Origin of the sequence: Cognatiluteimonas telluris, assembly GCF_011320095.1 — a bacterium.
Lineage (GTDB): Bacteria > Pseudomonadota > Gammaproteobacteria > Xanthomonadales > Xanthomonadaceae > Cognatiluteimonas > Cognatiluteimonas telluris.
In genome coordinates, this window is sequence record NZ_JAANOY010000009.1 from 38,957 (window position 1) to 62,958 (window position 24,002).

General features: G+C 69.3%; 21 protein-coding genes and 1 pseudogene. 2 read left to right on the forward strand and 20 right to left on the reverse strand.

Features of this window, described 5'->3' with window-relative positions; translation table 11 throughout:
• Positions 1–61 precede the first annotated feature (61 nt).
• From G7B67_RS06920 to G7B67_RS06940, 5 genes are all read right to left on the reverse strand, one after another.
• The gene (locus tag G7B67_RS06920) at positions 62–616 is read right to left on the reverse strand and encodes a hypoxanthine-guanine phosphoribosyltransferase (RefSeq protein WP_166209951.1); all 555 of its coding nucleotides are present in this window, start codon (positions 614–616) and stop codon (positions 62–64) included.
• A complete protein-coding gene (gene nagZ, locus G7B67_RS06925; protein ID WP_166209954.1) occupies positions 613–1,611 on the reverse strand; it encodes a beta-N-acetylhexosaminidase in 999 nt (332 codons plus the stop codon). The genes G7B67_RS06920 and nagZ overlap by 4 nt, the downstream gene beginning before the upstream one ends.
• Positions 1,612–1,686: 75 nt before the next feature.
• Positions 1,687–3,048 (reverse strand): 23S rRNA (uracil(1939)-C(5))-methyltransferase RlmD, encoded by a 1,362-nt coding sequence (gene rlmD, locus G7B67_RS06930; protein WP_166209957.1) that lies wholly within the window; start codon positions 3,046–3,048, stop codon positions 1,687–1,689.
• Between the two features lie 133 nt (positions 3,049–3,181).
• Positions 3,182–3,838, reverse strand: a complete 657-nt coding sequence (locus tag G7B67_RS06935; RefSeq protein ID WP_243412279.1) for a YdbL family probable chaperone protein — start codon at positions 3,836–3,838, stop codon at positions 3,182–3,184.
• A gap of 44 nt (positions 3,839–3,882) precedes the next feature.
• On the reverse strand, positions 3,883–5,928 hold the full coding sequence (locus G7B67_RS06940) for a translocation/assembly module TamB domain-containing protein (RefSeq protein WP_166209959.1): 2,046 nt from the start codon (positions 5,926–5,928) through the stop codon (positions 3,883–3,885).
• A gap of 33 nt (positions 5,929–5,961) precedes the next feature.
• On the opposite strand from G7B67_RS06940, the pseudogene G7B67_RS06945 reads away from it, so the two are divergent.
• Positions 5,962–6,700: pseudogene (locus tag G7B67_RS06945) on the forward strand (response regulator).
• A gap of 158 nt (positions 6,701–6,858) precedes the next feature.
• On the opposite strand, the gene recO reads toward G7B67_RS06945, so the two are convergent.
• The 9 genes from recO to rpoE all read right to left on the reverse strand — a co-directional run bounded on the left by recO (position 6,859) and on the right by rpoE (position 16,053).
• A complete protein-coding gene (recO, locus tag G7B67_RS06950) occupies positions 6,859–7,605 on the reverse strand; it encodes a DNA repair protein RecO (protein ID WP_166209962.1) in 747 nt (248 codons plus the stop codon).
• Between the two features lie 231 nt (positions 7,606–7,836).
• The gene (era, locus tag G7B67_RS06955) at positions 7,837–8,760 is read right to left on the reverse strand and encodes a GTPase Era (RefSeq protein ID WP_166209965.1); all 924 of its coding nucleotides are present in this window, start codon (positions 8,758–8,760) and stop codon (positions 7,837–7,839) included.
• A 55-nt stretch (positions 8,761–8,815) separates the two neighbouring features.
• Complete coding sequence (rnc, locus tag G7B67_RS06960; RefSeq protein ID WP_166209968.1) at positions 8,816–9,508, reverse strand: ribonuclease III; 693 nt, start codon at positions 9,506–9,508, stop codon at positions 8,816–8,818.
• Positions 9,498–9,875, reverse strand: coding sequence for a DUF4845 domain-containing protein (locus G7B67_RS06965; RefSeq protein WP_166209971.1), 378 nt, complete (start codon positions 9,873–9,875; stop codon positions 9,498–9,500). The genes rnc and G7B67_RS06965 overlap by 11 nt, the downstream gene beginning before the upstream one ends.
• Before the next feature lie 90 nt (positions 9,876–9,965).
• Positions 9,966–10,757, reverse strand: a complete 792-nt coding sequence (gene lepB, locus G7B67_RS06970; protein ID WP_166209974.1) for a signal peptidase I — start codon at positions 10,755–10,757, stop codon at positions 9,966–9,968.
• Positions 10,758–10,888: 131 nt separating this feature from the next.
• Entirely contained in the window at positions 10,889–12,682 is a 1,794-nt protein-coding gene (lepA, locus tag G7B67_RS06975) for a translation elongation factor 4 (RefSeq protein WP_166209977.1), read from the reverse strand.
• A 196-nt stretch (positions 12,683–12,878) separates the two neighbouring features.
• Positions 12,879–14,408, reverse strand: coding sequence for a Do family serine endopeptidase (locus G7B67_RS06980; RefSeq protein ID WP_166209980.1), 1,530 nt, complete (start codon positions 14,406–14,408; stop codon positions 12,879–12,881).
• Between the two features lie 71 nt (positions 14,409–14,479).
• Entirely contained in the window at positions 14,480–15,340 is an 861-nt protein-coding gene (locus G7B67_RS06985) for a sigma-E factor negative regulatory protein (RefSeq protein WP_166209983.1), read from the reverse strand.
• An 80-nt stretch (positions 15,341–15,420) separates the two neighbouring features.
• Positions 15,421–16,053 (reverse strand): RNA polymerase sigma factor RpoE, encoded by a 633-nt coding sequence (gene rpoE / locus G7B67_RS06990; protein WP_166209986.1) that lies wholly within the window; start codon positions 16,051–16,053, stop codon positions 15,421–15,423.
• A gap of 163 nt (positions 16,054–16,216) precedes the next feature.
• Here rpoE and G7B67_RS06995 point away from each other — a divergent pair, with 163 nt between their 5' ends.
• Positions 16,217–18,289, forward strand: a complete 2,073-nt coding sequence (locus tag G7B67_RS06995) for a 3-hydroxyacyl-CoA dehydrogenase NAD-binding domain-containing protein (protein ID WP_166210071.1) — start codon at positions 16,217–16,219, stop codon at positions 18,287–18,289.
• Between the two features lie 151 nt (positions 18,290–18,440).
• Here the strand turns inward: G7B67_RS06995 and G7B67_RS07000 are convergent, their stop codons facing one another.
• From G7B67_RS07000 to G7B67_RS07025, 6 genes are read right to left on the reverse strand one after another with little or no spacing between them, the layout of a single operon-like run.
• Positions 18,441–18,800: a PilZ domain-containing protein gene (locus G7B67_RS07000; RefSeq protein ID WP_166209989.1), complete on the reverse strand. Its 360-nt coding sequence runs from the start codon at positions 18,798–18,800 to the stop codon at positions 18,441–18,443.
• A 28-nt stretch (positions 18,801–18,828) separates the two neighbouring features.
• Positions 18,829–19,875, reverse strand: a complete 1,047-nt coding sequence (locus G7B67_RS07005; protein WP_166209992.1) for a DNA polymerase III subunit delta' — start codon at positions 19,873–19,875, stop codon at positions 18,829–18,831.
• On the reverse strand, positions 19,872–20,540 hold the full coding sequence (gene tmk / locus G7B67_RS07010) for a dTMP kinase (protein ID WP_425482419.1): 669 nt from the start codon (positions 20,538–20,540) through the stop codon (positions 19,872–19,874). The genes G7B67_RS07005 and tmk overlap by 4 nt, the downstream gene beginning before the upstream one ends.
• Positions 20,537–21,637 carry an endolytic transglycosylase MltG gene (mltG, locus tag G7B67_RS07015; RefSeq protein ID WP_166209998.1) on the reverse strand — a complete coding sequence of 367 codons (1,101 nt, stop codon included), beginning with the start codon at positions 21,635–21,637 and terminating at the stop codon, positions 20,537–20,539. Before mltG ends, tmk begins: the two co-directional genes overlap by 4 nt.
• Positions 21,634–22,470 (reverse strand): aminodeoxychorismate lyase, encoded by an 837-nt coding sequence (gene pabC, locus G7B67_RS07020; protein WP_166210001.1) that lies wholly within the window; start codon positions 22,468–22,470, stop codon positions 21,634–21,636. Before pabC ends, mltG begins: the two co-directional genes overlap by 4 nt.
• On the reverse strand, positions 22,467–23,837 hold the full coding sequence (locus tag G7B67_RS07025; RefSeq protein ID WP_166210004.1) for an aminodeoxychorismate synthase component I: 1,371 nt from the start codon (positions 23,835–23,837) through the stop codon (positions 22,467–22,469). The genes pabC and G7B67_RS07025 overlap by 4 nt, the downstream gene beginning before the upstream one ends.
• Between the last annotated feature and the right edge of the window lie 165 nt (positions 23,838–24,002).

The following is a 24,002-nucleotide window of genomic DNA, read 5'->3' on the forward strand; positions in this document are numbered from 1 at the left end:
ATGGACTAGCAACGGGCGGCGCGGATCGGCCGATCCACCGGCGATGCAACGACGCGAGGCTTCAGTCGCCGATCGCATAGATCGCCGGCAGGTTGCGCCCTTGCTCGTGATAGTCCATGCCGTAGCCGAACACATAACGGTCGGGGACGTCGAGGCCGGCGTAGTCGGCGCACAGGCCGGGCACGCAGCGGCCATGCCGCTTGACCGCGAGCGCGGCGATGCGCACCTCGCGCGCGCCTTCCCCGAGGCACCAGGCGCGCACCGCGGCCAGGGTGATGCCTTCGTCGAGGATGTCGTCGACCAGCAGCACGCGGCGTCCGCGCAGCGGCGTCGCCGGGCGGTGCTTCCAGGCGATCTCGCCACCACGGGTCCCGCTGCCGTAGCGCGTCGCATGCAGGTAGTCGAACTGCAGGTCCAGCCCGCGTGCGCCGAGTTCCAGCGCGAGCTGCGCGGCGAACGGCAGGCCACCCTGCATCACCGTGAGATAAACCGGCAGGTCGCCGGCGTAGTCGTTGCGGATGCGTACCGCCATCGCCGCGATGGCCTGCTCGATGCTTGCGCGATCGTGGACCAGGTCCACGCCCGCCAGTGCGGTGGCCAGGGGCGGCAGGCTCATGCCAGCCGGTCCGAGAGCCGTGCCTGCACGTCGCCGTGGCGTGTATCGGCGAGCAGCCCGTCCCAACCCATCGCGCCGCGTCCGATCAGTCCCAGCAACGCCGCGGTATTGAGCGCGCGCCCCTCGACCGCCGCCAGCGACTCGGGCACGAGGTCCGGATGGCAGACCAGCACCACGTCGCAGCCGGCATCCAGGTGCGCGTCGATGCGCGCCTTGACCCCGCCGGCGGAAAACGCCGCGGCCATGCCGATGTCGTCGGAGAACACCACGCCGCGGAAGCCCATTTCATCGCGCAGGATCTGCTGGATCCAGCGTGGCGAATAGCCCGCCGGTTCCGGCGCGACCTGCGGATACACCACGTGCGCCATCATCACCGCGTCGGCCTTGGCATCGATGCCGGCGACGAAGGGCACCAGGTCGAGCGCGCGCAACTCGTCCAGCGACCGGTCGTCGATGGCTTCGTCGACATGGGTGTCTTCCAGCACCGAGCCGTGGCCGGGGAAATGCTTGAGCGTTGCCGCCATGCCGGCGGCGTGCATGCCTTCGACATACGCGCGGGTGAACTCGGCGACGACCTGCGGGTCGGCGGAAAACGCGCGGTCGCCGATGGCGCGGTTGCCGCGGCCCAGGTCGACCACCGGCGCGAAGCTCAGGTCGACGCCGCTGGCGCGGATCTCGCTGGCCATCAGCCACGCATGCTCGCGCGCAAGCTTTAGCGCGGCGGTCGGGTCTGTGGCATGCAGGCGGCCGAAGCCTTCCAGTGAGGGCAGCGCGCTGTAGCCGTCGCGGAAGCGTTGCACCCGCCCGCCTTCCTGGTCGACGCAGACCAACTGCGGCCGGGGCGCAGCCGCGCGGATCGCCTGCGACAGTTCGGCCACCTGCGCGCGTGAGGCGAAATTGCGCGCGAACAGGATCACGCCGGCGCAGGCGTCGTGCTGCAGCCAGTCGCGCTCGCGCGCGTCGAGTTCGGTGCCGGCGATTCCGATGATGAGCATGGGTGACACCCTGGGACGTGATCGCGGATTGTCGCGCAGTTGGGGCGAAGGCCGCATCCGCCGGCCTTCACGACCCTAGCCCGGCTCGAACATCGCGATCGACTCCACGTGCGCCGTGTGCGGGAACATGTCCATGACCCCCGCAGCGCGCAGTTTCCAGCCGCGCTCGTTGACCAGGTACCCCGCGTCGCGCGCCAGCGAAGCCGGATGGCAGCTGACATAGACGATGCGCTTCAGGCCCTTGAGCGGAAGCTGCCTGAGCACCGCATCCGCGCCCGAGCGCGGCGGATCGAGCAGCAGGCGCTCGAAGCCTTCGCGCATCCAGGCCTGGCTGCGCAGGTCCTGGGCCAGGTCGGCGGCATGGAATTCGGCGTTGGCCACGCCGTTGTGCGCGGCATTCCCGCGTGCGCGCTGCACCAGCCCCGCTTCGCCTTCGACCCCGACCACCGCGCGCACGCCGCGCGCCAGCGGCAGGGTGAAGTTGCCCAGGCCGCAGAACAGGTCCAGCACGCGATCGTCCGGCTGCGCGTCGAGCAGTTCGAGCGCGCTGGCGATCATCCCCTGGTTGAGCCCGGCGTTGACCTGGATGAAATCCAGCGGGCGGAACTGCAGTTCGATATCCCACGCCGGCATCCGGAACGCGAGGCGCGGGTGCTCCGGCCACAACGCATGCACCGAATCGATGCCGCCTGGTTGCAGGAACACTGCGAACGAATGCGCCTGCGCGAAGTCGACCAGCCGCGCACGGTCGCCTTCGCCCAGCGGCACGAGGTTGCGGAACACCAGCGCGACGGTGTCGTCGCCGGCGATGAATTCGATCTGCGGGATGTCGCGGCGGGCGTCCAGGCCATCGATCAGCGCTGCCAGCGCGGCGATCTTCCCACCGATCTGCGGAATGACCGTGTGGCACTCGGACAGGTCGGCGACAAAGCGCGGATCCTGTTCGCGGAAGCCCACCAGCGTCTTGTCCTTCTTCTCGACCCGTCGCACCGACAGCCGGCCCTTGCGCCGGTAGCCCCAGGCGGCATCGGTGAGCGGCGCGAGCACACGCCCGGGAACGACGTGGCCGATGCGCTCAAGGTTTTCCAGCAGTACGCGCTGCTTGGCGTGGATCTGCTGCGCCTCGTCCAGGTGCTGCAGGGCGCAGCCGCCGCAGGTGCCGAAATGCGCGCAGCGCGGAGTGACGCGATCGGCGCTGGCGCGCAGGACGGTAAGCGTGCGGGCTTCGTCGAAACTGCGCTGGCGTGCCGTCTGCTGCGCGACGACGCGTTCACCGGGCAACGCGCCGGAGACGAACACGGTCTTGTCGGCATTGGCCGACCCGTCGGCGCGGCGACCGACGCCGCGGCCGTCATGGGTCAGGTTGAGGATGTCGATTTCGAACGGGGTCTGGTCGATGCGGGCCACGGCATGCAACAGGTTCTGCGAGCCGGGCATTGTCGCAGATGGGGGCTGGCGGGCTGCGCAGCGCAGACCGTCGCCCTGGGCGTGCGGAGAGCTCGCGGCTGAAGGCGCTCCTACCGCAGATCGAACGTCGCCCGCCGGTGGCGCGGCGGGCGACGACGATGGGCTACTTCTGCTTCCAGCCGCCCGATGCGTCCTGGTACCACCAGCCCTTGTGCGCGCTGGCGATCCATTGCTTGGCGAACACGCCGCGGATCTGCGATTCCCATTCGGGATGGTTGTTGGCGACGGCGACTTCGCGATACACCGCCTTGCGATCGCGGTTGTCGTCCGCCACCGCCTGGTTGAGTGCAACGCGGTCCTTCAGCGCGACCTGTGCCGGATCGCGCAGGACCACCAGCCCGTCGCGGGTGAAGCCCAGCGCGCCGGAATCGAAGCCGGCGCGCAGCTTGCCGTCGAAGCGGGCTTCCATCCGCGACTGGATCGCCTGGATGGCCGGGGTCTTGATGGTGATGTCGGGCGCCGACTGCGCGTACGCCGGCGAGATGCCCACCAGCATCAGCGGGTCGAAATGTCGCAGCAGCGCCATGCCGCCGTCGGGACCGGGCTCGGGCGCGGACTCCGGTGCCGGCGCGGGCTGCGCCGGGTCGCCGATGACCTTCTCGACGAACTGCTTGGCCGCTTCCTTGGCCTCGGCCGCGGGGAAGTAGACGTTGATGGTGACGCACGCAGCAAGCAGCACCATGGCACTGACGTGCATGCCGAGCGCGCGCATGCCCTGCCAGCGACGGCGCGACACGCCGGTTTCGTTATGCAGACTCATTCAAGCTCTCCTGGTTGCGACGCACGTGTTGCGATGGATGGAACTCATTCGACGACCGGCTTGACGTCGCCCGAACTGGCGGCCGCAAGCCGCTCGACCAGCGTCGGCCAGTCGACCAGCCGGTGGAAACCGACGACGGTCAGGTGCGGGATGCCGGCGCCCTGCACGATAGTAAATCCGCCTGTCTCTGAACCGGACATGGCGGCCCCGGGCAGCCCGCCCATCAGGCAGACCTCGTTGCGCAGGATGCAGGAGATGCCGATGTGGTTGTAGCCGAAATCATCGAACAGCCCGATCAGCTGGCTCTGCAGGGTGGTGGTGAAGGAGGCATCGCCGACGCTGGAGATGTTCTGCACCGCGCGCTGGCTGATGCGCTGCTTCACGCCGCGGGTCCTGACCGTGTGCAGTTCGGCGTCGAACGCGGTGGCAGTCCAGTCGACCAGGCGCAAAGCGTCAATCCGTCCCGACAGGCGGCCGGTGATGCTGCCGAAGTCGAACACGCCCGTCAGCGATTGCAGGTCGACGTCGGCCAGCGCGAGGTCGGCGCTGAGCGAGGGCGCGACACCGAAGGGACGTTCCATCGACAGCGACGACGCCCGCACGGTGCCGCCGAACAGCTGCATCGTCAGGCCGCCATCGAACACCAGTCGCTCGCCGGCATAGCGGGCGTTGGGGATGTGGCCGCTCAATTGGCCAGTGAACGCAGGCCAGCCGAGGGACTTGGCCAGCTGGCCGATGTCGAGCCGATCGAGCGTCAGTCCGAACCGGATGTCCGCACCCGCATCGGCCGACGGCGGCCTCAGGGTCATGCCGTCGAATCGCAGGCTGCCGCCCAGCAACGGCACCGTCACCGGCTCGGACAGTCGCAACGCGCCGCCGCGGCTGGCGATCGGCAGCCGGGCGGCGCCGAAAGCGAGGTCGTACAGCTGGCCCGAACGCCACTCGAGGGTGCCGGCCACCGGCGTCGTCGCCGAGAAGCGCGGACCGCCCTGCAGGCCCTCGAAGCGGAAGCGACCCTTGGCGTCGCTCAGGTCGACGTCGTGCAGCATGAGGTTCGCCGCCTGCAACCGGCCGCCGGCGATCGTCGCGTCGGCGTCGGCGGCCCCGCGCAGGCCCAGGTCGGCAAGACCCGCCACTGCAAGCCAGCCGGAGAGATAGCGGCCGGCGAGCGGCGCCATGTCGTCGCTGTGCAGGCGCACATCCAGGGTTTGCAGGTTGGCCCCGGGGTCGAAGCCGGCGCTGCCCTGGACCAGCAGCGTGTTGCCGTCGCGCCAGGAGAACCGCGGGATCTCCCAACCCGCGCCGGCAGCCGCGCCAGCGTCGACATGCAGGGCGACCGGCGTCGCGGGCAGCGCGACATAGGCGTTGCCGGCGAGGAATTCGCCGGCGGTCAGGATTCCGTCCAGGCCGACGCGCGTGCGCCGTGACGTCTTGCGGTAATCGATGGCGAATCGGCCCTGCAGCCCATCGCCGGCCACGGTCGCATCCGGCGTCTGCACGGCCGCCCCGGCCACGGTGAGCGTGCCGGCCACGCGCAGCGGCTGCCGCGCGGGCGCCTGTACCCGCAGGCGGCCATCGAGCGTGCCCGCGGTGAGCCTGCCATCGGCCCAGGCCTGCGACAGCAGCGCCTGCGCCCAAACCAGCGGAACGCGGGTGAGGTCGATCGTGGTGTCGTCGGGCGTTGCCGCGCGCCGGTCGACGGCGAGCTTCGCCGCGCCATGGCGCAATTCGGCATGCGTCCGCGCGTCATCGAAGGCGATGGCAAGCTGCAGGGGCGCGGCCCGTCCCGATTGCAGGACGCCTTCGCAGCGCCAACCACCGTGGTCGTCGCGCAGCAGCGCGCAGTGCCAGGCCAGGTCCCGGTAGTGGTAACCCAGGTCGGGCGCATCCACCGACCGCGCCGTCAGCGTCAATGCGCCCTGCCTGGCAGCGGCCGGCCAGTCCAGCCGCACCCGCACCTGGTCGAGCGTGGCGACCGCGGTGGTGACGCGATCGATCCGGGCCTGCAGCGTGCGTGCGCTGGCGTGCATCGGCCATGCGGCGGCGACGAGCGCCAGCGGGAACAGCAGGGTTACCATCGGCCGCGACATGGACGCCAGCATACCGAGGACGGTGGACGATCGATGAAAGCGCGCATCCTGCTGGTGGAAGACGATCCGGTCAGCCGCGCGTTCCTGACCGCGGCCGTCGAGGACATCCCCGCGCATGTGGAAGCAGCGGAAAGCTGCAGCGATGCGCTGCAACGGATCGCGGCGGGCGCCTGCGACCTGTGGTTGATCGACGCCAACCTGCCCGATGGCAGCGGCGCCGGGTTGCTGGCGGCCTTGCGGCGCACGTCGTCCGACACGCCGGCACTGGCGCATACCGCCAGCCGCGAACCGGCCGAGCACGCCGCGCTGCTCGCGGCCGGCTTCGCGGAGGTTCTGGTGAAGCCGTTGCCGGCGATCGCGGTGCAGGAGGCGATCTGCCGTTCGCTGGGTTACGACGTCGCGCGCGAGGGGAACTCCGCCGACGCCGATGCGGCGGCGCGGACCTGCGCCCGGCTGCCCGACTGGGACGATGCGGCGGCCTTGTCGGCGCTCAAGGGCGAGCAGTCGCACGTGGTTGCGCTGCGCGGACTGTTCTTGTCCGAGCTCGCAGTCCAATGCCATGCGGTCGAACGCGCGCTGGCCGACGGCGACACCGCCGCCGCCCGCGCGGTGCTGCACATGCTGCGCGCCCAGTTGCGGTTTTGTCGGTGCCGCCAGGCTGGGTGAAGCGGCGCGGGTGCTGGAAAGCGATCCGCGATCGGACTTCGCGCAAGGGCGTTTTCGCGACGCGGCCGATGGGCTGCTGGCGCCGTTGGACCGGGATCGCGCTTGAGCCGGGGCCTGTGAGAGGTGCCTGCGTCCGCTCCGACCGGGGCGGCAGGCGTCGCCCGGACAAGCAGGCGTAGCCCGGGTAAGCGAAGCACATCCGGAGCTTCACCGCCGATGCGCCGATACGCCGATGCGATCCCGGGTGCGCTGCGCTTACCCGGGCTACGGGGACTGGTCGGCGGGCGGCTTGCCGACCCGGGCGAGGTCGCCCAGCAGGTCCCAGGATTTCAGGGGCCGGCCGCCGAGCAGGTGCAACAGCACCGGACGCAGGGCGCGGCGCAGTCCGGCCAGGTCATCGGCATCGGGCGGCGTGTCGCCAGCCAGTGCAAGCAACGCGCGGCCGGTGGCGGCGTCGCGGCGATCGCCATGGCCGCGGTCGCTGAGCAGGCGACGCGGCCCATGCTCGGGATCGAGCCGATAGCGCGCGGCGGCATCGATCGGCACACCGTCGCCATCGACATCGAAGGCGAAGCCGACGCCGAAGGCTTCGAGCAGGTCGCGCTCGAACCGTCGCAGGTTCCACGCAAGCAGGCTGGCCTGGCCAAGGCGAGCCCGTACGTTGGCATAGGCCTCGAACAACTCCGGCGCGGGATCCTGCCGCGGCGCCAGGCGCAGCACGACTTCGTTGACGTAGAAGGCCGCAAGCGCCGCCTCGCCGCCCAGCCTGGGCGCCGCATCGATCGCCTCGGCGCCACGCAGCTGCGCCAGCTCCCCGAGTTGCACGGCATCCAGCCGGATGAACTGCAAGGGTTGCAGCGCCGCGCGCAGCGCATGCCGCCGCGCGCCCTGCACGCCGCGCGCAACCAGCCCCAGCCGCCCGTGGTGCGCGCTGAGCACCTCCACCAACAGGCTGCTCTCGCGCCAGGGACGCACGTGCAGGACGAAGGCGGGTTCGGCGTCGTAGCGCATCGGGAGGCCGCTGGAAGAAGGAGAGACGGAGCAGGAGACGCAAGCGGTGGGGAGACATTCCGCGGCGGTCGACGATCAACAGCCAGTGTCAGCAGCAAGGCGTCGACGTTGCACAAAACGCGGGGACGCACCGATGCCACCGCGTGCGCACTTGCCGGCGCGTTTTCCACCCACGTACATCGCTGTCACTGACCACCGCGCACCCGGCCCCGCCAGTGGCCCACCGACCATCTAATCGTGATATCCCAGTGTCCGCAGCGCCGCCTCGTCATCGGACCAGCCTTCGCGCACGCGGACCCATGTTTCAAGGAAGACCTTGCTGTCGAACAGGCGCTCCATCTGCTCGCGGGCGCGGGTGCCGACCTCGCGCAGGCGGGCGCCACCCTTGCCGATGACGATCGCCTTCTGGCCGTCGCGCTCGACCCAGATCACCGCGCCGATGCGCAGCAGCGGCCCCGAGCGCGCCGCCGGGTCTTCGACGAAGCTTTCGATCTCCACCGTCGTTGCGTACGGAAGTTCCGCGCCGAGCTGTCGCATCAGTTGCTCGCGCACCAGCTCGCCGGCGAGGAAACGCTGGCTCTTGTCGGTGATTTCATCCTCGGCGTACAGCGGCGGCTGTTCCGGGAGCAGGGCAAGCAGGGTGGAGACCAGCGGTTCCAGCCCTCGCCGCTTGAGCGCGGAGATCGGGTGCACCGCGGCGAACTCGCGATCCGCGCTCACCTCGCCCAGGAACGGCAGCAGCGCGGTCTTGTCCTTGAACTTGTCGACCTGGTTGACCGCCAGCACCACCGGCACGCCGGCCGAGCGCAGTGCGTCGTAGGCCAGTGCATCGCCGTCGTCCCAGCGCCCGGCCTCGATCACCAGCACGGCGGCATCGACGCCTTCCAGCGCACCGCGCGCGGCGCGGTTCATCCAGCGATGCATCGCCGACGACGACGCCTTGCCCTGGTCGGCATGGATCCCGGGAGTATCGACCAGCAGCAACTGGCCGTGCTCGAACGTCGCGATGCCGAGCAGGCGGTGGCGCGTGGTCTGCGGCCGGCTGGAAGTGATGCTGACCTTGGCGCCGACCAAGGCATTGACCAGGGTCGACTTGCCGACATTGGGACGGCCGATGACGGCGACGTGGCCGGCGTGCTGCGCTTGGGTTGTCATCGGGGGATTGTCCCCGTCGCGCGCGGTGGGGGCAAACCGGCGCCTGACCGGGAGGCTATTTGACCGGGCGCTGCGGCAACTGCGCCAGGGCCGCTTCGGCGGCGGCCTGCTCGGCGCCGCGGCGCGATGTCCCGTTGCCTTCGCTGCTGATTTCCGGCTCGCCGAGCGTGCAGGCGACCCGGAAGCGACGGTCGTGGTCGTCGCCGGATTCCTCGGCCAGGGTGTAGACCGGCAGCGGCAGCTGGCGTGCCTGCAGCCATTCCTGCAGCCGTGTCTTGGCGTCCTTGCCGACCTGGTGCAGCGGCGGCAGCGCCGCGAGCAGGGGCTCGAACCAGGCCAACACGATGTTGCGGCAGGCGTCGAATCCGCCGTCGAGATACAGCGCGGCAATGATCGCTTCCAGCGCATCGGCCAGGATCGAATCCCGCCGGTGGCCACCGGTCTTCATCTCGCCTGGCCCCAGCGTCAGCCGGGTGCCCAGTTCGAGGGTGCGGGCAACCTCGGCCAGCGCGGATTCGCGCACCAGTTCGGCGCGCGCGCGGGTCATCGCGCCTTCGTCGGCCTTCGGCCAGCGCAGGTACAACTGCTCGGCGATGATCAGGTTGAGCAGTGCATCGCCGAGGAATTCCAGCCGCTCGTTGTGCGGGCTGCCCGCACTGCGGTGGGTCAGCGCTTGGGCCAGCAGGCTGCCGTCGGCGAAGGCATGTCCTTCGAAGACGACGGCAGCGCCCGCGTGCCTATGCGGCACTGGGCTTGGTCAGGTTCTCGGACGCGTGGAATTTACCGATCACGTCGAGGTTGTAGATCATCGGCTTGCGGACCTCGTAGTCCACGTCCATCTGCCAGCCGTTGTCGATCCGCTTGATCTTGACGTGTTCGGGTTTGACGTTTTCCGAATAGCTGATGTAGAGCCGCCGGAAGAACAGGTCCTGGATCTTGGCCGGATCCTCATTGGCGATGCCCTGCTCCTCGGCAAGGCCCTTGAGCGCGCTTTTGACCGAGTAGAACTCGGAATACATCGGCACCAGCTTCATGCCGACGAACACGAACAAGCCCGCTACCGCCAGTACCAGGATGAATCCCACCAGCGTGATCCCGCTTTGCGTGCGTTTCATTGCGCTCCCCTTTGTCGAACCGCGTCGATGGATCCCAGCCTACCCAATTCCGCCCCCGCGAAACCTGGACCCGGCACAAATCCCGATCGGTCAGGGGATCCTCGAGCCCACGCGGCTGAAATCGATGCCGCCGGCGCTGCGATCCCAGTTCATCCAGATCAGGAAGGCCTTGCCCCGCAGGTCCGCCTCGGGAAGGAAACCCCAGAAACGGCTGTCCTCGCTATTATCCCGATTGTCGCCCATCACGAAATACTCGCCAGCCGGCACCGTCCACTCGCCCTCGCCCTGGATGAAGAACGGGCGATCGTCCCGCTCCAGCACCGGATGCGGACGCCCGGGCAGGCCCTCTGTCAGCAGCCGGCCACCAGTGGCGTCGACTCCCTGCCCCTTGCCGACATACCGCCCATGGCTCGTGTAGGTCAGGGGCCTGCCGTTCAGGAAGACGGTGTCGTCGTGGTAGGCCACGGTGTCACCGGGCAGCCCCACCACGCGCTTGATCCAGTCCTGGTCCGGGTGCTGCGGGGGATGGAACACGACCACGTCACCGCGCTTGGGCTCGCCGATCGCGATGACCTTGTGGTTGGTGATCGGCAGGCGCAGGCCGTACGCGAACTTGTTGACCAGGATGAAATCGCCGACCAGCAGCGTGGGCATCATCGAACTGGACGGTATCCGGAATGGCTCGGCGACGAAACTGCGCAGGCACAGCACTGCGGCGAGCACCGGGAAGAAGGCCTTCGAGTAATCGACGATCAGCGGTTCCGTGACCTCCAGCAGGCCCGCCTTGGCCGCGCGGGCCTCGGCAAAAAACCACTTGTCCAGCAGCCACACGATGCCGGTGAACAGGGTCAGGATGACGAGAGCGGCTTCGAACCAGCGCATGTGGCTTCCTTTGGAACGTGACTCGGATCAGGGAGACGGGATTGGAACATGCCCGTGCAATGGCGACGCAACCATCGAGGCATCCAGGGCCGCCGCCGCGGATCCCGCGGACCGCATCCCCAAACCCGGCGTCACTTGTTATCGACCTGCAGTACCGCGAGGAAGGCTTCCTGCGGGATTTCGACCCGGCCCACCTGCTTCATCCGCTTCTTGCCGGCCTTCTGCTTTTCCAGCAGCTTCTTCTTGCGCGACGCGTCGCCGCCGTAGCATTTGGCCAGCACGTTCTTGCGCATCGCCTTGACCGTGGTGCGGGCGATGATCTGGGCGCCGACCGCGGCCTGGATGGCGACGTCGAACATCTGCCGCGGGATCAGCTCGCGCATCTTCTCGGCGATCTCGCGGCCGCGGCGATCGGCATGCGCGCGGTGGACGATCAGGCTCATCGCATCGACCTTGTCGCCATTGATCAGCGTGTCCACCCGCACGAACGGGCCGGCGTCGAAACGGACCAGGTGGTAGTCGAGCGACGCGTAACCGCGCGACACCGATTTCAGGCGATCGAAGAAATCCAGCACGACTTCGGCCATCGGCAGTTCATAGCTGATCTGCACCTGGCTGCCGAGGTACTGGATGCCCTGCTGCGAGCCGCGCTTCTCCTCGCACAGGGTGATGATGTTGCCCACGTAATCCGGCGGCGTGAGGATCGTGGCGAGGATGATCGGTTCGCGGATTTCCTGCAGGCGATTGGCCGGCGGCAGCTTGGCCGGGTTGTCCAGCGGCATCGTGGTGCCGTCGGTGAGCAGCACTTCGTAGATGACGGTCGGCGCGGTGGTGACCAGGTTGAGGTCGTATTCGCGCTCCAGGCGTTCCTGCACGATCTCCAGGTGCAGCATGCCGAGGAAGCCGCAACGGAAGCCGAAGCCCATCGCTTCCGACGATTCGGGCTCGAAGCGCAGCGCGGCATCGTTGAGGCGCAACTTTTCCAGCGCCTCGCGCAGCGCCGGGTAGTCTTCCGAATCGACCGGGAACAGGCCGGCGAACACCCGCGGCTGCATCTCCTGGAAGCCCGGCAGCGGCTTGTCTGCCGGCAGGCTCGCCAGCGTCAGCGTGTCGCCGACCGGCGCGCCGTGCACGTCCTTGATCGAGGCGTTGATCCAGCCGACTTCGCCGGCGCCGAGCTTCGGCAGTTCAGTGCGCTTGGGCGTGAACACGCCGACCTTGTCGACCTGGTGCGTGCGTCCGGTGGACATCACCAGGATCTTGTCGCCGGGCTTGATCTCACCCTGCATCACGCGCACCAGCGACACCACGCCGAGATAGTTGTCGAACCAGGAATCGATGATCAGCGCCTGCAATCGGTCGGTGTCGCGCGGCTTCGGCGGCGGGATGCGCTGCACGATCGCCTCCAGCACCTCGACCACGTTCAGGCCGGTCTTGGCGCTGATCGCGACGGCGTCCTCGGCGTCGATGCCGATGACGGCCTCGATCTCCTTCTTGACCCGGTCGATGTCGGCGGTCGGCAGGTCGATCTTGTTCAGCACCGGCACCACTTCCAGGCCCTGCTCGACCGCGGTGTAGCAGTTGGCGACCGACTGTGCTTCCACGCCCTGCGCGGCATCGACCACCAGCAGCGCGCCTTCGCACGCGGCCAGCGAACGCGAGACTTCGTAACTGAAGTCGACGTGCCCGGGGGTGTCGATGAAGTTGAGCTGGTAGGTGACGCCATCGCGCGCGGTGTATGGCAGCGAGACCGACTGCGCCTTGATGGTGATGCCGCGCTCGCGCTCGATCGGATTGGAATCCAGCACCTGCGCTTCCATCTCCCGGTCCTGCAGGCCGCCGCAGAGCTGGATGATGCGATCGGCCAGGGTCGACTTGCCGTGGTCGACGTGGGCGATGATCGAGAAGTTGCGGATGGTCCGCATCGGATCGTTCGCGGTGCGGGTTTGGGGGTGATCCGAGGGCATCGAGACTGGCTGCAGGCGACGGCGCCGTCGCGCCAGGGCGCCGCGGGCCCGATGGCCCGCGACAAACACGACATTATCGCATGCGGCCCGGCGCAGCCGGGCCTTCGGGCCATCGTGGCGGGCGCGATGAACTGGATCCATCGCGCCCGTGGCCTCAGCGCTTGCCGTCTGCGCGCGGCGTCACCGCCACATACTGCCGCGCGTTGCCGCGCATCACCAGCAACATCACCGTTTCGCCCGCCTTGGCACCCGCCAGCTGCCGAGCCAGGGCGGCTGGACTGCCCACGGGCGTCCGGCCGACGGCAAGCACGATGTCGCCCGGCTGCAGGCCGGCATCGCGCGCGGCCAGTCCATCGATGCGTGCGATCGCGACCCCCTCGTCGGCCTTGAGGCCGAGCTGGGCACGGTCGTCGGCATCGAGCGCCTGCCCGACCAGCCCCAGTGCATTGGACGTCGCGGCGGCCCCGGGCACGGGCGCGCCTGGAACGGGCGTGGCACTGGCTGTCCCGTCGTCGAGCTGGGTCAGGGTGATGTCGAAATCCCGCGTGGCGCCGTCTCGCAGCACCGTCAGCCGGGTGCGCGTGCCTGGAGGCAGCGATCCGACCAGCGGGGGAAGGTCGCTGGAATCGTTGATCGCGGTGCCGTTGAAGCTGCGGATGACGTCACCCGGCATCAGGCCAGCCTTCTCCGCCGGGCTGCCCGGCGCCACGGTGTTGATCAATGCGCCGCGGGAATCGGGCAGGTCCAGGCCGCGGGCCTTTTCGGCAGTGATCGACTCGACCGCCACTCCGATCTGGCCGCGGCTGACCTTGCCGGTGGCCTTGAGCTGCTTGACCGCGCTCATCGCAACATCGATCGGGATCGCGAAGCTCACGCCCATGTAGCCACCGGAGTTGCTGAAGATCTGCGAATTGATGCCCACGACCTCGCCGCGCGTGTTGAGCAGCGGACCGCCGGAATTGCCGCGGTTGATCGCGACGTCGGTCTGGATGAAGGGAACATAGCGCTGGTTCGCGTACGGGTTGCTGCGCCCGACGGCGCTGACGATGCCGGCCGTGACCGAGTGGTCGAGCCCGAACGGCGAACCGATGGCGACGACCCATTGGCCGGGGCGCAGCAGGTTCGAATCACCCAGCCGCAACGCCGGCAATCCGCTCGCCGCGATCTTCAGCAGGGCGACATCGGACTGCTGGTCGCTGCCGACGACCTTGGCCTTGAACTCGCGACGGTCAGACAGGCGCACGGTGACGCTGTCGGCGCCGTCGATGACGTGCTCGTTGGTGAGCACGTAGCCATCGCCCGAGATCAGGAAGCCGGTTCCCATGGATACGCCCCGGGGACGGGCCTGCGGTCCTTGCGGACCGATGCCCGGCATCGGCATGCCGGGACCAAAGAATCGGCGGAAGAATTCGGGGATGTCGTCCTCGTCCGGTGCCTGCGTGCTGGCCTGGGCATTGCGGTCGGCACCGCCACCGATCTGCGCCTCCACGTTGACCACGCCGGGCCCGACCTGGTCGACCAGGTGGGTGAAGTCAGGCAGCCCCACGACCATCTGCGGCGCGGGCGCCGGCGCCTGGGCGGTGGCCGCAGGCAGTACCACCGCGGTCGTGGCGGCGGCTGTCACCGCCACCAGGGTCAATGCACGCAGGCGCGGAGACGACAGAACAGAGAGCTTTGGAGCCATCGGAACCCACCTCGGTCGGATGTGGAAAGAATCGCGGCCAGCGGTGCGACGCCCGTGCCCGCTGCGGTCGGTTACGGCGTGGCCGGTCCCGCGTCGCCTTCATCCACCACTGGAGCAAGCGGAAGCTGACGTGGCGCGAATGGCGACAGTGCATTGGACGGAAGCACCTCGATGGCGCTCCCGCGCGTCCCGTAATCGACGGAAAACGCGCCGTGGGCAACGCTGCCGGGCATCAGTGCGCGGGGCCAGGGCCGGTGGGCCAGGCGAACCTGCTGGCCCGAGAAAGGATCGATCGCGACAGCCGCGTTGCCGAAGGCCGGCGTCGTGGCGGCCACCACCGTCGGTGCCTCGACGGGCGGACGTGATGCCCGGATCGCCGCACGCTGGCTCTGTCCGCGCGAGCGGCCCGGGCCGCGGCGACGCGGCGCCTCGGCGACGGCCAATGCCGTTGCCACTTCGGCCAGCCGGTCCGGGGCCGACGGCTGTGTCGCTGGCGTTGTGGATACCCGGGCGGGAGATTTGTGGTCCCGCTGCACGGAGGCCGCGTTGGCGATGACCTGCGCCGGCGGCGTCGACGGCGACTGCAGGCCGGGCGACTGGCGGGTCAGGAACACCGCGATCACCGCCACCGATGCCGCCAGCGCGGCGCTGCCGCCCCAACGCAGCCAACGCAACCCACGGCTGTCTTCCATGCGGGCGGCACGTGGCTGTGCCGCGACGGCATCGGCCACGCCCGCGGCAAATCCTTCGCGAAGCCGCATGCCCGCCTGGCCGCGCATGACATCGCCACCAAGCTGCCAGCGCTCCCAGCAGCCGCGCAATTCCGCGTCGTGCTCGAGCCGGCGCAGCAGGAAGCGCGCCTGGTCGGGTGCCAGCTCGCCGTCGATCAGGGCCGACAACTGCAACCGATGGTGGTCCAGCAATTTGTCCATCGCCGCTTCACCGTGCGGCGCGCCAGCCGGTCCTGCAGCGTGTCGGCGCCCCGTCGTGATCGGATCCTGGTCGTTGGGGGTCATCGGCTTGCGCGCTCCGCATTGTTCGCGTTGTCCATCAACGGTCGCATTTCCTGATCGATCGCCTCGCGGGCCCGGAAGATGCGCGAACGCACGGTTCCGATCGGGCAACCCATCTTCGTTGCGATCTCCTCGTAGCTCAGGCCGTCGACCTCGCGCAACGTGATCGCCACGCGCAACTCGTCCGGCAGGGCTTCGACCGCGCGCATCACCGTTTGTTCCAGCTGCTGGCGCATCAGTTCGCGCTCGGGGGTGTCGTTGTCGCGCAGGCGCAGGCCCGAGGCGTACTGCTCGGCATCCTCGATCTCGATGTCGTCCGTGGGCGGACGGCGGTTGCTGGAGACGAGATGGTTCTTCGCTGTGTTCACGGCAATCCGGTGCAACCAGGTATAGAACTGCGCGTCGCCACGGAAATTGCCGAGCGCCCGGTAGGCGCGCAGGAACGTCTCCTGCGCCACGTCCTGGCACTCGCTCCAGTCGGACACGTAGCGGCCGATCAGCCCGACGATCCGGTGCTGGTACTTGCGCACCAGCAGGTCGAACGCCGCACTGTCGCCACGTTGCACGCGCCGGACCAGTTCCTGGTCGAGCTCGCCCTCTTTCGAGGACTGGGAAGGTTCCACTTCGGCCATGCCGCGCCGGCACTCCTGCATGTCAGCCGGCCGAAGCCAGGCAATGGGACAGCAAATCGCTGCGGAAGTTCACGCCTGCAGCTTAATGGGGATGCATTGACGGGAATCCAATGCGCCCGGGATCATACTGGGCCTTCCATACCACGCCGGATCGTCCCTCATGATGGCAGGCAAGGCGACCGCTGGTTTCGATGGACTGCGCTTCGAACACTGGCACGTGGAGTCCCGCGCCGACGGGATCGTCATCGCCACCATCGACCGCGCCGGACAGACCGTCAACGCGCTGTCGCAGGACATGCTGATCGAGCTGGGCACGCTGGTCGAACGCCTGGCGATCGATCCGCCGAAAGGCGTGGTGTTCCGTTCCGGCAAGGCGTCGGGCTTCGTCGCCGGCGCCGACGTCAGGGAATTCCAGGCGTTCGACGCCCAAGGCACGGTCAAGGACGCGCTCTATCGCGGACAGCAGGTGTTCCAGCGCATCGCCGACCTGCCCTGCCCGACGGTCGCCGCGATCCACGGCTACTGCATGGGCGGAGGCACCGAACTGGCGCTGGCATGCCGGGCCCGGGTGGCGTCGAAGGATCCATCGACGCGGATCGGATTGCCGGAAGTCAAACTCGGGATCTATCCCGGCTGGGGCGGCAGCGTACGCCTGCCGCGCCTGGTGGGCGCGCCTGCGGCCATGGACATGATGCTGACGGGGCGCGCCTTGTCGGCTTCGGCGGCGAAGGCGATCGGACTGGTGGACAAGCTCGTCGAACCGGCCGCGCTGCTCGACGCCGCCATCGACCTGGCATCCAGATCCAGCACGCGCCCGTTCGCGCAGCACTTCCGCGCCTGGGCGAGCAACTGCTGGCCGGCACGACAGGTGCTCGCACCGATCCTGATCAAGCAGGTGGGGCGCAAGGCACGCCGCGAGCACTATCCCGCACCCTATGCGTTGATCGACACCTGGCGTCGCGCCAGTGGCGGCATCACCTCGCTGCTGTCGGCCGAACGCCGGTCGGTGGCCAGGCTCGCGGGCACGGCGACGGCGCGCAACCTCATCCGCGTGTTCTTCCTGCAGGAGCGACTCAAGGCGCAGGGCAGCGGCGACAGCGGCATCCGCCGGGTGCATGTGGTTGGTGCCGGCGTCATGGGTGGCGACATCGCCGCATGGTCGGCCTGCAAGGGCTTCGAGGTCACCCTCAACGATCGCGAGCAGCGCTTCATCGATGCCGCACTGGAACGCGCGCAGGCGTTGTTCGCCAAGAAGGTGAAGGATGATGCCCGGCGACCGGCGGTCGCCGCCCGCCTGCGCGGCGACGTGGCGGGCGATGGCGTGCTGGATGCGGATCTGGTGATCGAAGCCATCCTCGAACAGGCGCAGGCCAAGCGCGCGTTGTATGCACAGGTCGAGCCGCGGATGCAGCCCGGCGCACTGTTGACCAGCAACACGTCGTCGATCCCGCTGGTGGAACTTCGCGAAAACATCGCGCGCCCGGCCCGCTTCGCCGGCCTGCATTACTTCAACCCGGTGGCGCTGATGCCGCTGGTGGAAATCGTCCAGCACGACGCCATGGCCGACGCGACACGGCAGCGCCTGGCTGCGTTCTGCAAGGCGATCGACAAGCTGCCGGTGCTGGTGGCCGGCACGCCTGGATTCCTGGTCAACCGGGTGCTGTTCCCGTACCTGCTGGAGGCGGCGACGGCGCTGTCGGAAGGCATCCCGGGCGCGGTGATCGACAAGGCGGCCACCCGCTTCGGCATGCCGATGGGGCCGATCGAACTGATCGACACGGTAGGCCTGGATGTCGCTGCCGGGGTCGCGCATGAACTGTCGCCGTACCTTGGATTGCAACTGCCCGCGGCCCTGTCGACGCCGCCGGAGGCGGGCAAGCGCGGACGCAAGGACGGCCAGGGCCTGTACCGCTGGGTCGAAGGCAAGGCGATCAAGCCCGAGTTGCCGAAGGGCTATGCCGCGCCGGCTGACCTCGAGGACCGGCTGGTGCTGCCCCTGCTCAACGAAGCCATCGCTGCGTTGCATGATGGCGTGGTCGCCGATGCCGACCTGCTCGATGCCGGCGTGATCTTCGGCACCGGCTTCGCGCCCTTCCGCGGCGGCCCGATCCAGTACGTGCGCGAAACCGGCGCCGATGTTTTGCTGGCGCGCCTGCAGGCGCTGGAGCAGGCGCATGGTCCGCGGTTTGCGCCGCGGGCCGGGTGGGACTCGCCGACATTGCGCAACCCGACCTGAATCAGAGGGCGGTTGGCCTGGGGCATGACGGGCAGCCCTGCGGCGTGGCGGCGCTGGATGCACGAATGGACGCCCGCGCGTCACGGCGGTTGCGATCAATGGGGGCTGCGGGAGTCCGGCGCGACGCGTTCGATGGCGCCTGCCGCGCAGGTCACATCGTGTGGGTGGGCTTGTCCGCGTTGAGCGTGCCGGCCAGCAGGGTTTCGATCTTGCCCTTCACCGCTTCGCCCTCGGCCGTGTCGGTGAACTGCACGCCGATGCCGGCGGTGCGGTTGCCCTGCGCGCCGGTCGGCGTGATCCAGATGACCTTGCCGGCCACCGGCAGGCGCTCGTTGGATTCAGGCAGGGTGACCAGCAGGAAGACTTCGTCGCCGAGGAAATAACGCTTGGAGGTCGGCACGAAGATGCCGCCGTTCTTCAGGTAGGGCATGTAGGCGTTGTACAGCCCGGCCTTGTCCTTGAACGCGTGCGACAGGATGCCCTGGCGTGCACCGGCTGCATTGGACGACATCAGTGCCCCTCCCCACCCGTCGTAGTGTTCATGTGCCCTGTCCTCCGGCGGCCCTGGCACCGGCCTGGGCCTGCCATGCCAGCAGCAGCTCCGCGATCGTGATGTCGGCGCGGACGGTCGTGCCCAGCAAGGCATGCGTTCGGTTGGCCGCGTCGAACCACTGCGCCAGCGTGCGGGTTCGCATCGGATCGGTCAAGCCGGAGGCCAGGGCCAATGCGTGGTCCGCGGCGAAGCGCAGGCGCAGGCGTGCGTGTTCATCGGCGGCCCAGCGCTGCGCGGTTTCCGAGGGCGAGGCGTCGCCGCGCGCGAGGCGGGTGAGATCGGCGCCAACATCGCGCCGCACGTCCAGGCCTCCATCGCGCAGCCAGGCATCGGCCAGGCCCGGATGGCCGCGCGCGGCATCCAGCGCGTCGGACGCCGCGGTCGCCGGATGCCCGAGCGTCTTCAGCCAGGCAAGTGCCTCCTCGCGCGGCGGCAGGTGGAATTCGAGCTTCTGGCAACGGCTGCGGATGGTCGCCGGCAAGCGCGACGGTTCGGCGCTGACCAGCCAGAGGAAGCGCCCGGGTTGCGGCTCTTCCAGCGTCTTGAGCAGGGAGTTGGCGGCCGCGTCGTTCATGCCGTCGGCGGGGTCGATGATCGCCACCTGCACCTGGCCGTACTGCGCGGTCTTCGACAAGCGTTCGGACAGCGCACGCATCTGCTCGACCACGATCTGGGTCAACTGCCGCGCCGGCGACGGCGTCTGCCGCCACGCATGGCCGACGAACACCGCGTCCGGATGCGCTGGATGGCCCCACGGATGCGCGAGCGACTTGTCCGGCCGCAGCTCCAGTGGATCCTTCTGCACGCGCGACTGGTAGAGCTGGCAACTGCGGCAGCTTCCGCATGGTTCGCCACGCGCATCGGGGGTACGGCACAGCACGCGCTGCGCGAGCCGCTCGACCACCGCGCGCTTGCCCAGTTGCGGTGGGCCGCAGACCAGCAAGGCGTGGCCCATGCGTCCGCTGTCCAGTGCAGCCGCCGCATGGGCATAGGCGCGCCGCTGCCACGGCGAGAATGGAAGCGCTGCACTCATGGCTGCGCCTCGCGCCATGCCTCCAGGGCGGCCACCGCATCGGCGGCGACGACATCGGCCGGACGGCTGGCATCGATCACGCGGAAGCGCGCGGGCTCGGCCGCGGCGCGCGCGAGGAAGGTTGCTCGCACGCGCTCGAAGAATTCATCGCGCTCGCGTTCGATGCGATCAGGCCCGCCGAGTGCGAGGTTGCGCCCGCGTGCGCGCTCGCGGCCCTGCGCGACGCCGACATCCAGCAGCAGCGTCAGCGATGGGCGGATCGGCACCACCTGTGCCGCAAGCGCATCGATGAATGCCGGATCCAGCCCGCGGCCCCCGCCCTGGTAGGCATGGCTGGAATCGGTGAAGCGATCGCACACCACCCATGCGCCGCGCTCGAGCGCCGGCAGGATCGTATGCCGCACGTGCTGCGCGCGCGCGGCGAACATCAACAGCAGTTCGGTTTCCGGCGCGACGGTTTCACCCGCGCCAGCCGCGTTCTGGTCCAGCAACAGCCCACGGATGCGTTCGGCCAGGGGCGTGCCGCCCGGCTCGCGCGTGCTCACTACTTCGTTGCCGGCGGCCTGCAACGCGCTGCGCAAGGCAACCAGCACGGTGGTCTTGCCGGCGCCCTCGCCGCCTTCGAGCGACACGAATCTCGGATGCATGCGTGGCGCGATGCTCACTGGCGCTGGACCGGCGTGCCGGCCGGCGGTGCGGCGGACGTCGACGCCGGCGGCGCCTTCCTCGCCTTCCGGTAGTTGCGCAGGTAGCGCGCGACATTGGCCTGGTGCTCGGCATAGGTGCGCGCGAACAGATGGCGACCGCTGCCATCGCCAATGGCGACGAAGAACAGCGCGTCGCCACCGGCCGGATGCGCCACCGCCTGCAATGCCGCGTTCCCGGGCATCGCGATCGGCGTCGGTGGCAGGCCGGCACGCACGTAGGTGTTGTAGGGCGTGTCGGCGGCAAGATCGGCTGCGCGGATGTTGCCGCGATACTTGGCGCCCATGCCGTAGATGATCGTGGGATCGGTTTCCAGCCGCATGCCGAGCTTGAGCCGGCGCTCGAACAACCCTGCGATCAGCGGCCGCTCGTCGGCGTTGCCGGTCTCCTTCTCGACGATCGAAGCCAGCGTCAGCAACTCGTCGGGCGTCTTCAGGCCGATGCCCGGCTCACGGCCGCTCCATGCCGCATCCAGCGCCTTGGCCATGGCCGCATACGCGCGCTTGAGGATCGCCAGTTCGCCATCGCCGCGCGTGTAGACGTAGGTTTCGGGCAGGAAGCGGCCTTCCGGATGCTGGCCCGGATGGCCGATCGCTTTCATCAAGGCCGCGTCGTCCAGTGCCGCGGTGTCGTGCTCGAGCAAGGTCGCCCTGGCCAGCGCCGCGCGCAGTTCGCGGATGTTCCAGCCCTCGACGATCGTGAAGCGATGGCCGATGACCTTGCCTTCGCGCATGTGCAGCAGCAGCACGCGCGGCGTGATGCCGGGATCGAGCGCGTAGTCGCCGACCTGCAGCCTGCCGGCGACACCGAGCTGGCGCGCGAGCGCCTGCCATGCCAGCGAGTCGCCCTTCGGCACGCCCAGCGCATGCAGCTTCCCCAGCACCACCGGGAAGGAATCGCCGGGGGCGACGGTGACCGTGTCGCCGGCATGCAGGCCCGCGATCGGCGCGTCGGCGAAGCTGGCATAGCGCGTTACCGCCCAATAGCCCAGGAAGCCCACCAGCAACGCGGTGACGAAGAATCCGAAGCCGAAGCTGCGCTTGCGTTGGCGACTCACGGATGCTCCGTCTGCTGGCCTGGGTCGATTGCGAAACCGGGGTGCGCGCCGGCCAGCAACTGCCTGGCCGCGGCGATCGCCGGATGCACCGGCCAGGTCTGGTCACCCAGCCGCGCGACCGGGAGGATACCGCGCACGGCGTTGCAGACCAGCAAGGCCTCGGCCTGCTCGACCTGCGCCACCGAAAGCCGCTGCTCCGTGGCATCCAGCAATGCGACCAGGTGCGCCCGGCAGATGCCGGCCACGCCGCAACGATCGACGAGCGGCGTGACCCAGCGTCCGCCATCGAACAGGAACAGGTTGCCCGTGGTGGCACCGACGACCGTGCCCTCGCCATCGCACATCAGGCCTTCATCGACGCCGGCATCGCGGCATTCGGCGCTGGCGAGGACCTGCTCGAGCCGGTTGCAGTGCTTGATGCGGGCCAACGCCGGCTGCAAGGCCAGCCGCGTGTCGCACCAGCGCACGTGCAGGCCGGCGGCCGGGTGGGCCTGGGGCACTGGATGACGCGACAGCATCCACAGCGGGGCGGCATCCAACGCTGGTGCGTAACCGCGACCGCTCGCGCCGCGTCCGACGAGCAGCTTGAGCACGCCATCGCCGCCATCGTCGAACAGCGTCGCCGCGGCGGCGCGCACGCTGGCCGCTTCGGGCAACGGCATGTGCAGCCGCCGCGCGCCATCGGCCAGCCGCTGCCAATGGCGCGACCACCACGGAAGCGTGCCGCGGTGCGCGCGCATGGTCTCGAACAGGCCATCACCGTACGCGATCGTGCGCGCATCGGCGGGCCAGGATTCGATGCGAATGGCACCGTCGAAGACCAGCGGCTTCATGCCTGCACGCCCAGCGCGCGCAGCATCCCGCGCGCCTTGGCGCGGGTTTCCTCGAGCTCGCGTTGCGGGTCGGAGTCGGCGACGATGCCGGCGCCGGTGCGGAACCGCAGTTGGCTACCGCCGGACGCCGTCGCTCCGAGCTCGGCGCTGCGGATCAGGATGTTGACGTCCATGTCGCCGTCGCGGTTGAGCCAACCGAACGCTCCGGTGTAGGCGCCGCGACCGACGCCCTCGAGCTCGGCGATCACCTGCATGCAGCGCACCTTGGGGCAGCCGGTGATCGTGCCGCCCGGAAACACGGCGCCGATCACCTCGCCCGGCGTCGCGCCCTCGCGCAACCGGCCACGGACGTTGCTGACGATGTGGTGCACGTGGGCGTAGCTCTCGACGGTCATCAGCTCGTCGACCTCGACGCTGCCCGGCATGCACACGCGCCCGAGGTCGTTGCGCTCCAGGTCGATCAGCATCACGTGCTCGGCGCGCTCCTTGGGGTTTCCGACCAGTTCACGCACGCGCGCGCCGTCGTCGTCGCCGGGGAATCGCGGCCGCGTGCCGGCAATCGGGCGGGTTTCGACCAGGTCGCCGCGTACCGACACCAGCCGCTCCGGCGAGGCGCTGACGATCGCGCCGCCGGCTACCGCGAACACCCCCGCGAAGGGCGCCGGGTTGTGCTCGCGCAGGCGCCGGAACAGGGCCGCCGGCTCCAGCGTGGCGGTGAACCCGGCGCGCCAGCCGCGCGACAGGTTGGCCTGGAAGACATCGCCGGCGGCCAGGTAGTCGAGGATGCGGCGGACGCCATTGGTGAATGCCGCCGGATCGTCTTCCCCGATCGAATCGGGTGCATGCCACGGGGCAAGCGCCGGCAGCGCCGCCGCGCGTGCGCAATCGGCTTCGATCGTGTCGAGCAGCCCCGCGTGGGCGGCCTCGGCGACGAGCACGCGCTCGCCGGTGGCACGATCGTGCAGCACGGCGGCGGGACAGCGCAGTGCCGTGGCGACCGGTAGCGTACCGGCAGCCGGAGGCAGCGACAGGATCGGTTCGACCTGCGCGGCCAGTTCGTAACCCAGGAACAAGGCCCAACCGCCGCGGAACGGCCAGCGCAGCTCCTCGCGCGGCGTGCGTCGCGCTTTCCAGCAGGCATCCAGCGCGGCCAGGAAATCGTGGCCTACCGGCCGGCCGTCTTCGCGACCGACGGTGCCATCGGGCAGCAGCGCCAGCGATTCACCGGTCGCCACCAGCAGCAGGTCCCAGCGTCCCTGTGCGGTGCCGGCCGCGGTGGATTCGAGCAGTAACGGGTAGCGCGCCGGCGCAAGACGATGCAGCGCGAGCAGGTCGAAGGCGGGATCGAGTGGCCGGATGGCGAGCATGGTCGGCGTCAATCCGGCAGTTGCATCGTTCGGGCGACATTGGCCGACCGCATGGGGTGGGCGTCGCGCCTGGTGGCCACGATTTTCAAAGCCGCATGCCCGTATCGAGGACGCTGCACGTCGCGGCCGCCAGCAAACAGGAGGGCGATGGACCTGCCCACCTCG

Bases quoted from the DNA above. Each gene is read 5' to 3' on its own strand.
- G7B67_RS06920 (WP_166209951.1), bottom strand. From the start codon at position 616: ATGAGCCTGCCGCCCCTGGCCACCGCACTGGCGGGCGTGGACCTGGTC.
- nagZ (WP_166209954.1), bottom strand. From the start codon at position 1,611: ATGCTCATCATCGGAATCGCCGGCACCGAACTCGACGCGCGCGAGCGC.
- rlmD (WP_166209957.1), bottom strand. From the start codon at position 3,048: ATGCCCGGCTCGCAGAACCTGTTGCATGCCGTGGCCCGCATCGACCAG.
- G7B67_RS06935 (WP_243412279.1), bottom strand. From the start codon at position 3,838: ATGAGTCTGCATAACGAAACCGGCGTGTCGCGCCGTCGCTGGCAGGGC.
- G7B67_RS06940 (WP_166209959.1), bottom strand. From the start codon at position 5,928: ATGTCGCGGCCGATGGTAACCCTGCTGTTCCCGCTGGCGCTCGTCGCC.
- recO (WP_166209962.1), bottom strand. From the start codon at position 7,605: ATGCGCTACGACGCCGAACCCGCCTTCGTCCTGCACGTGCGTCCCTGG.
- era (WP_166209965.1), bottom strand. From the start codon at position 8,760: ATGACAACCCAAGCGCAGCACGCCGGCCACGTCGCCGTCATCGGCCGT.
- G7B67_RS06965 (WP_166209971.1), bottom strand. From the start codon at position 9,875: ATGAAACGCACGCAAAGCGGGATCACGCTGGTGGGATTCATCCTGGTA.
- lepB (WP_166209974.1), bottom strand. From the start codon at position 10,757: ATGCGCTGGTTCGAAGCCGCTCTCGTCATCCTGACCCTGTTCACCGGC.
- lepA (WP_166209977.1), bottom strand. From the start codon at position 12,682: ATGCGGACCATCCGCAACTTCTCGATCATCGCCCACGTCGACCACGGC.
- G7B67_RS06980 (WP_166209980.1), bottom strand. From the start codon at position 14,408: ATGGCTCCAAAGCTCTCTGTTCTGTCGTCTCCGCGCCTGCGTGCATTG.
- G7B67_RS06985 (WP_166209983.1), bottom strand. From the start codon at position 15,340: ATGGACAAATTGCTGGACCACCATCGGTTGCAGTTGTCGGCCCTGATC.
- rpoE (WP_166209986.1), bottom strand. From the start codon at position 16,053: ATGGCCGAAGTGGAACCTTCCCAGTCCTCGAAAGAGGGCGAGCTCGAC.
- G7B67_RS06995 (WP_166210071.1), top strand. From the start codon at position 16,217: ATGGCAGGCAAGGCGACCGCTGGTTTCGATGGACTGCGCTTCGAACAC.
- G7B67_RS07000 (WP_166209989.1), bottom strand. From the start codon at position 18,800: ATGTCGTCCAATGCAGCCGGTGCACGCCAGGGCATCCTGTCGCACGCG.
- G7B67_RS07005 (WP_166209992.1), bottom strand. From the start codon at position 19,875: ATGAGTGCAGCGCTTCCATTCTCGCCGTGGCAGCGGCGCGCCTATGCC.
- pabC (WP_166210001.1), bottom strand. From the start codon at position 22,470: ATGAAGCCGCTGGTCTTCGACGGTGCCATTCGCATCGAATCCTGGCCC.
- G7B67_RS07025 (WP_166210004.1), bottom strand. From the start codon at position 23,837: ATGCTCGCCATCCGGCCACTCGATCCCGCCTTCGACCTGCTCGCGCTG.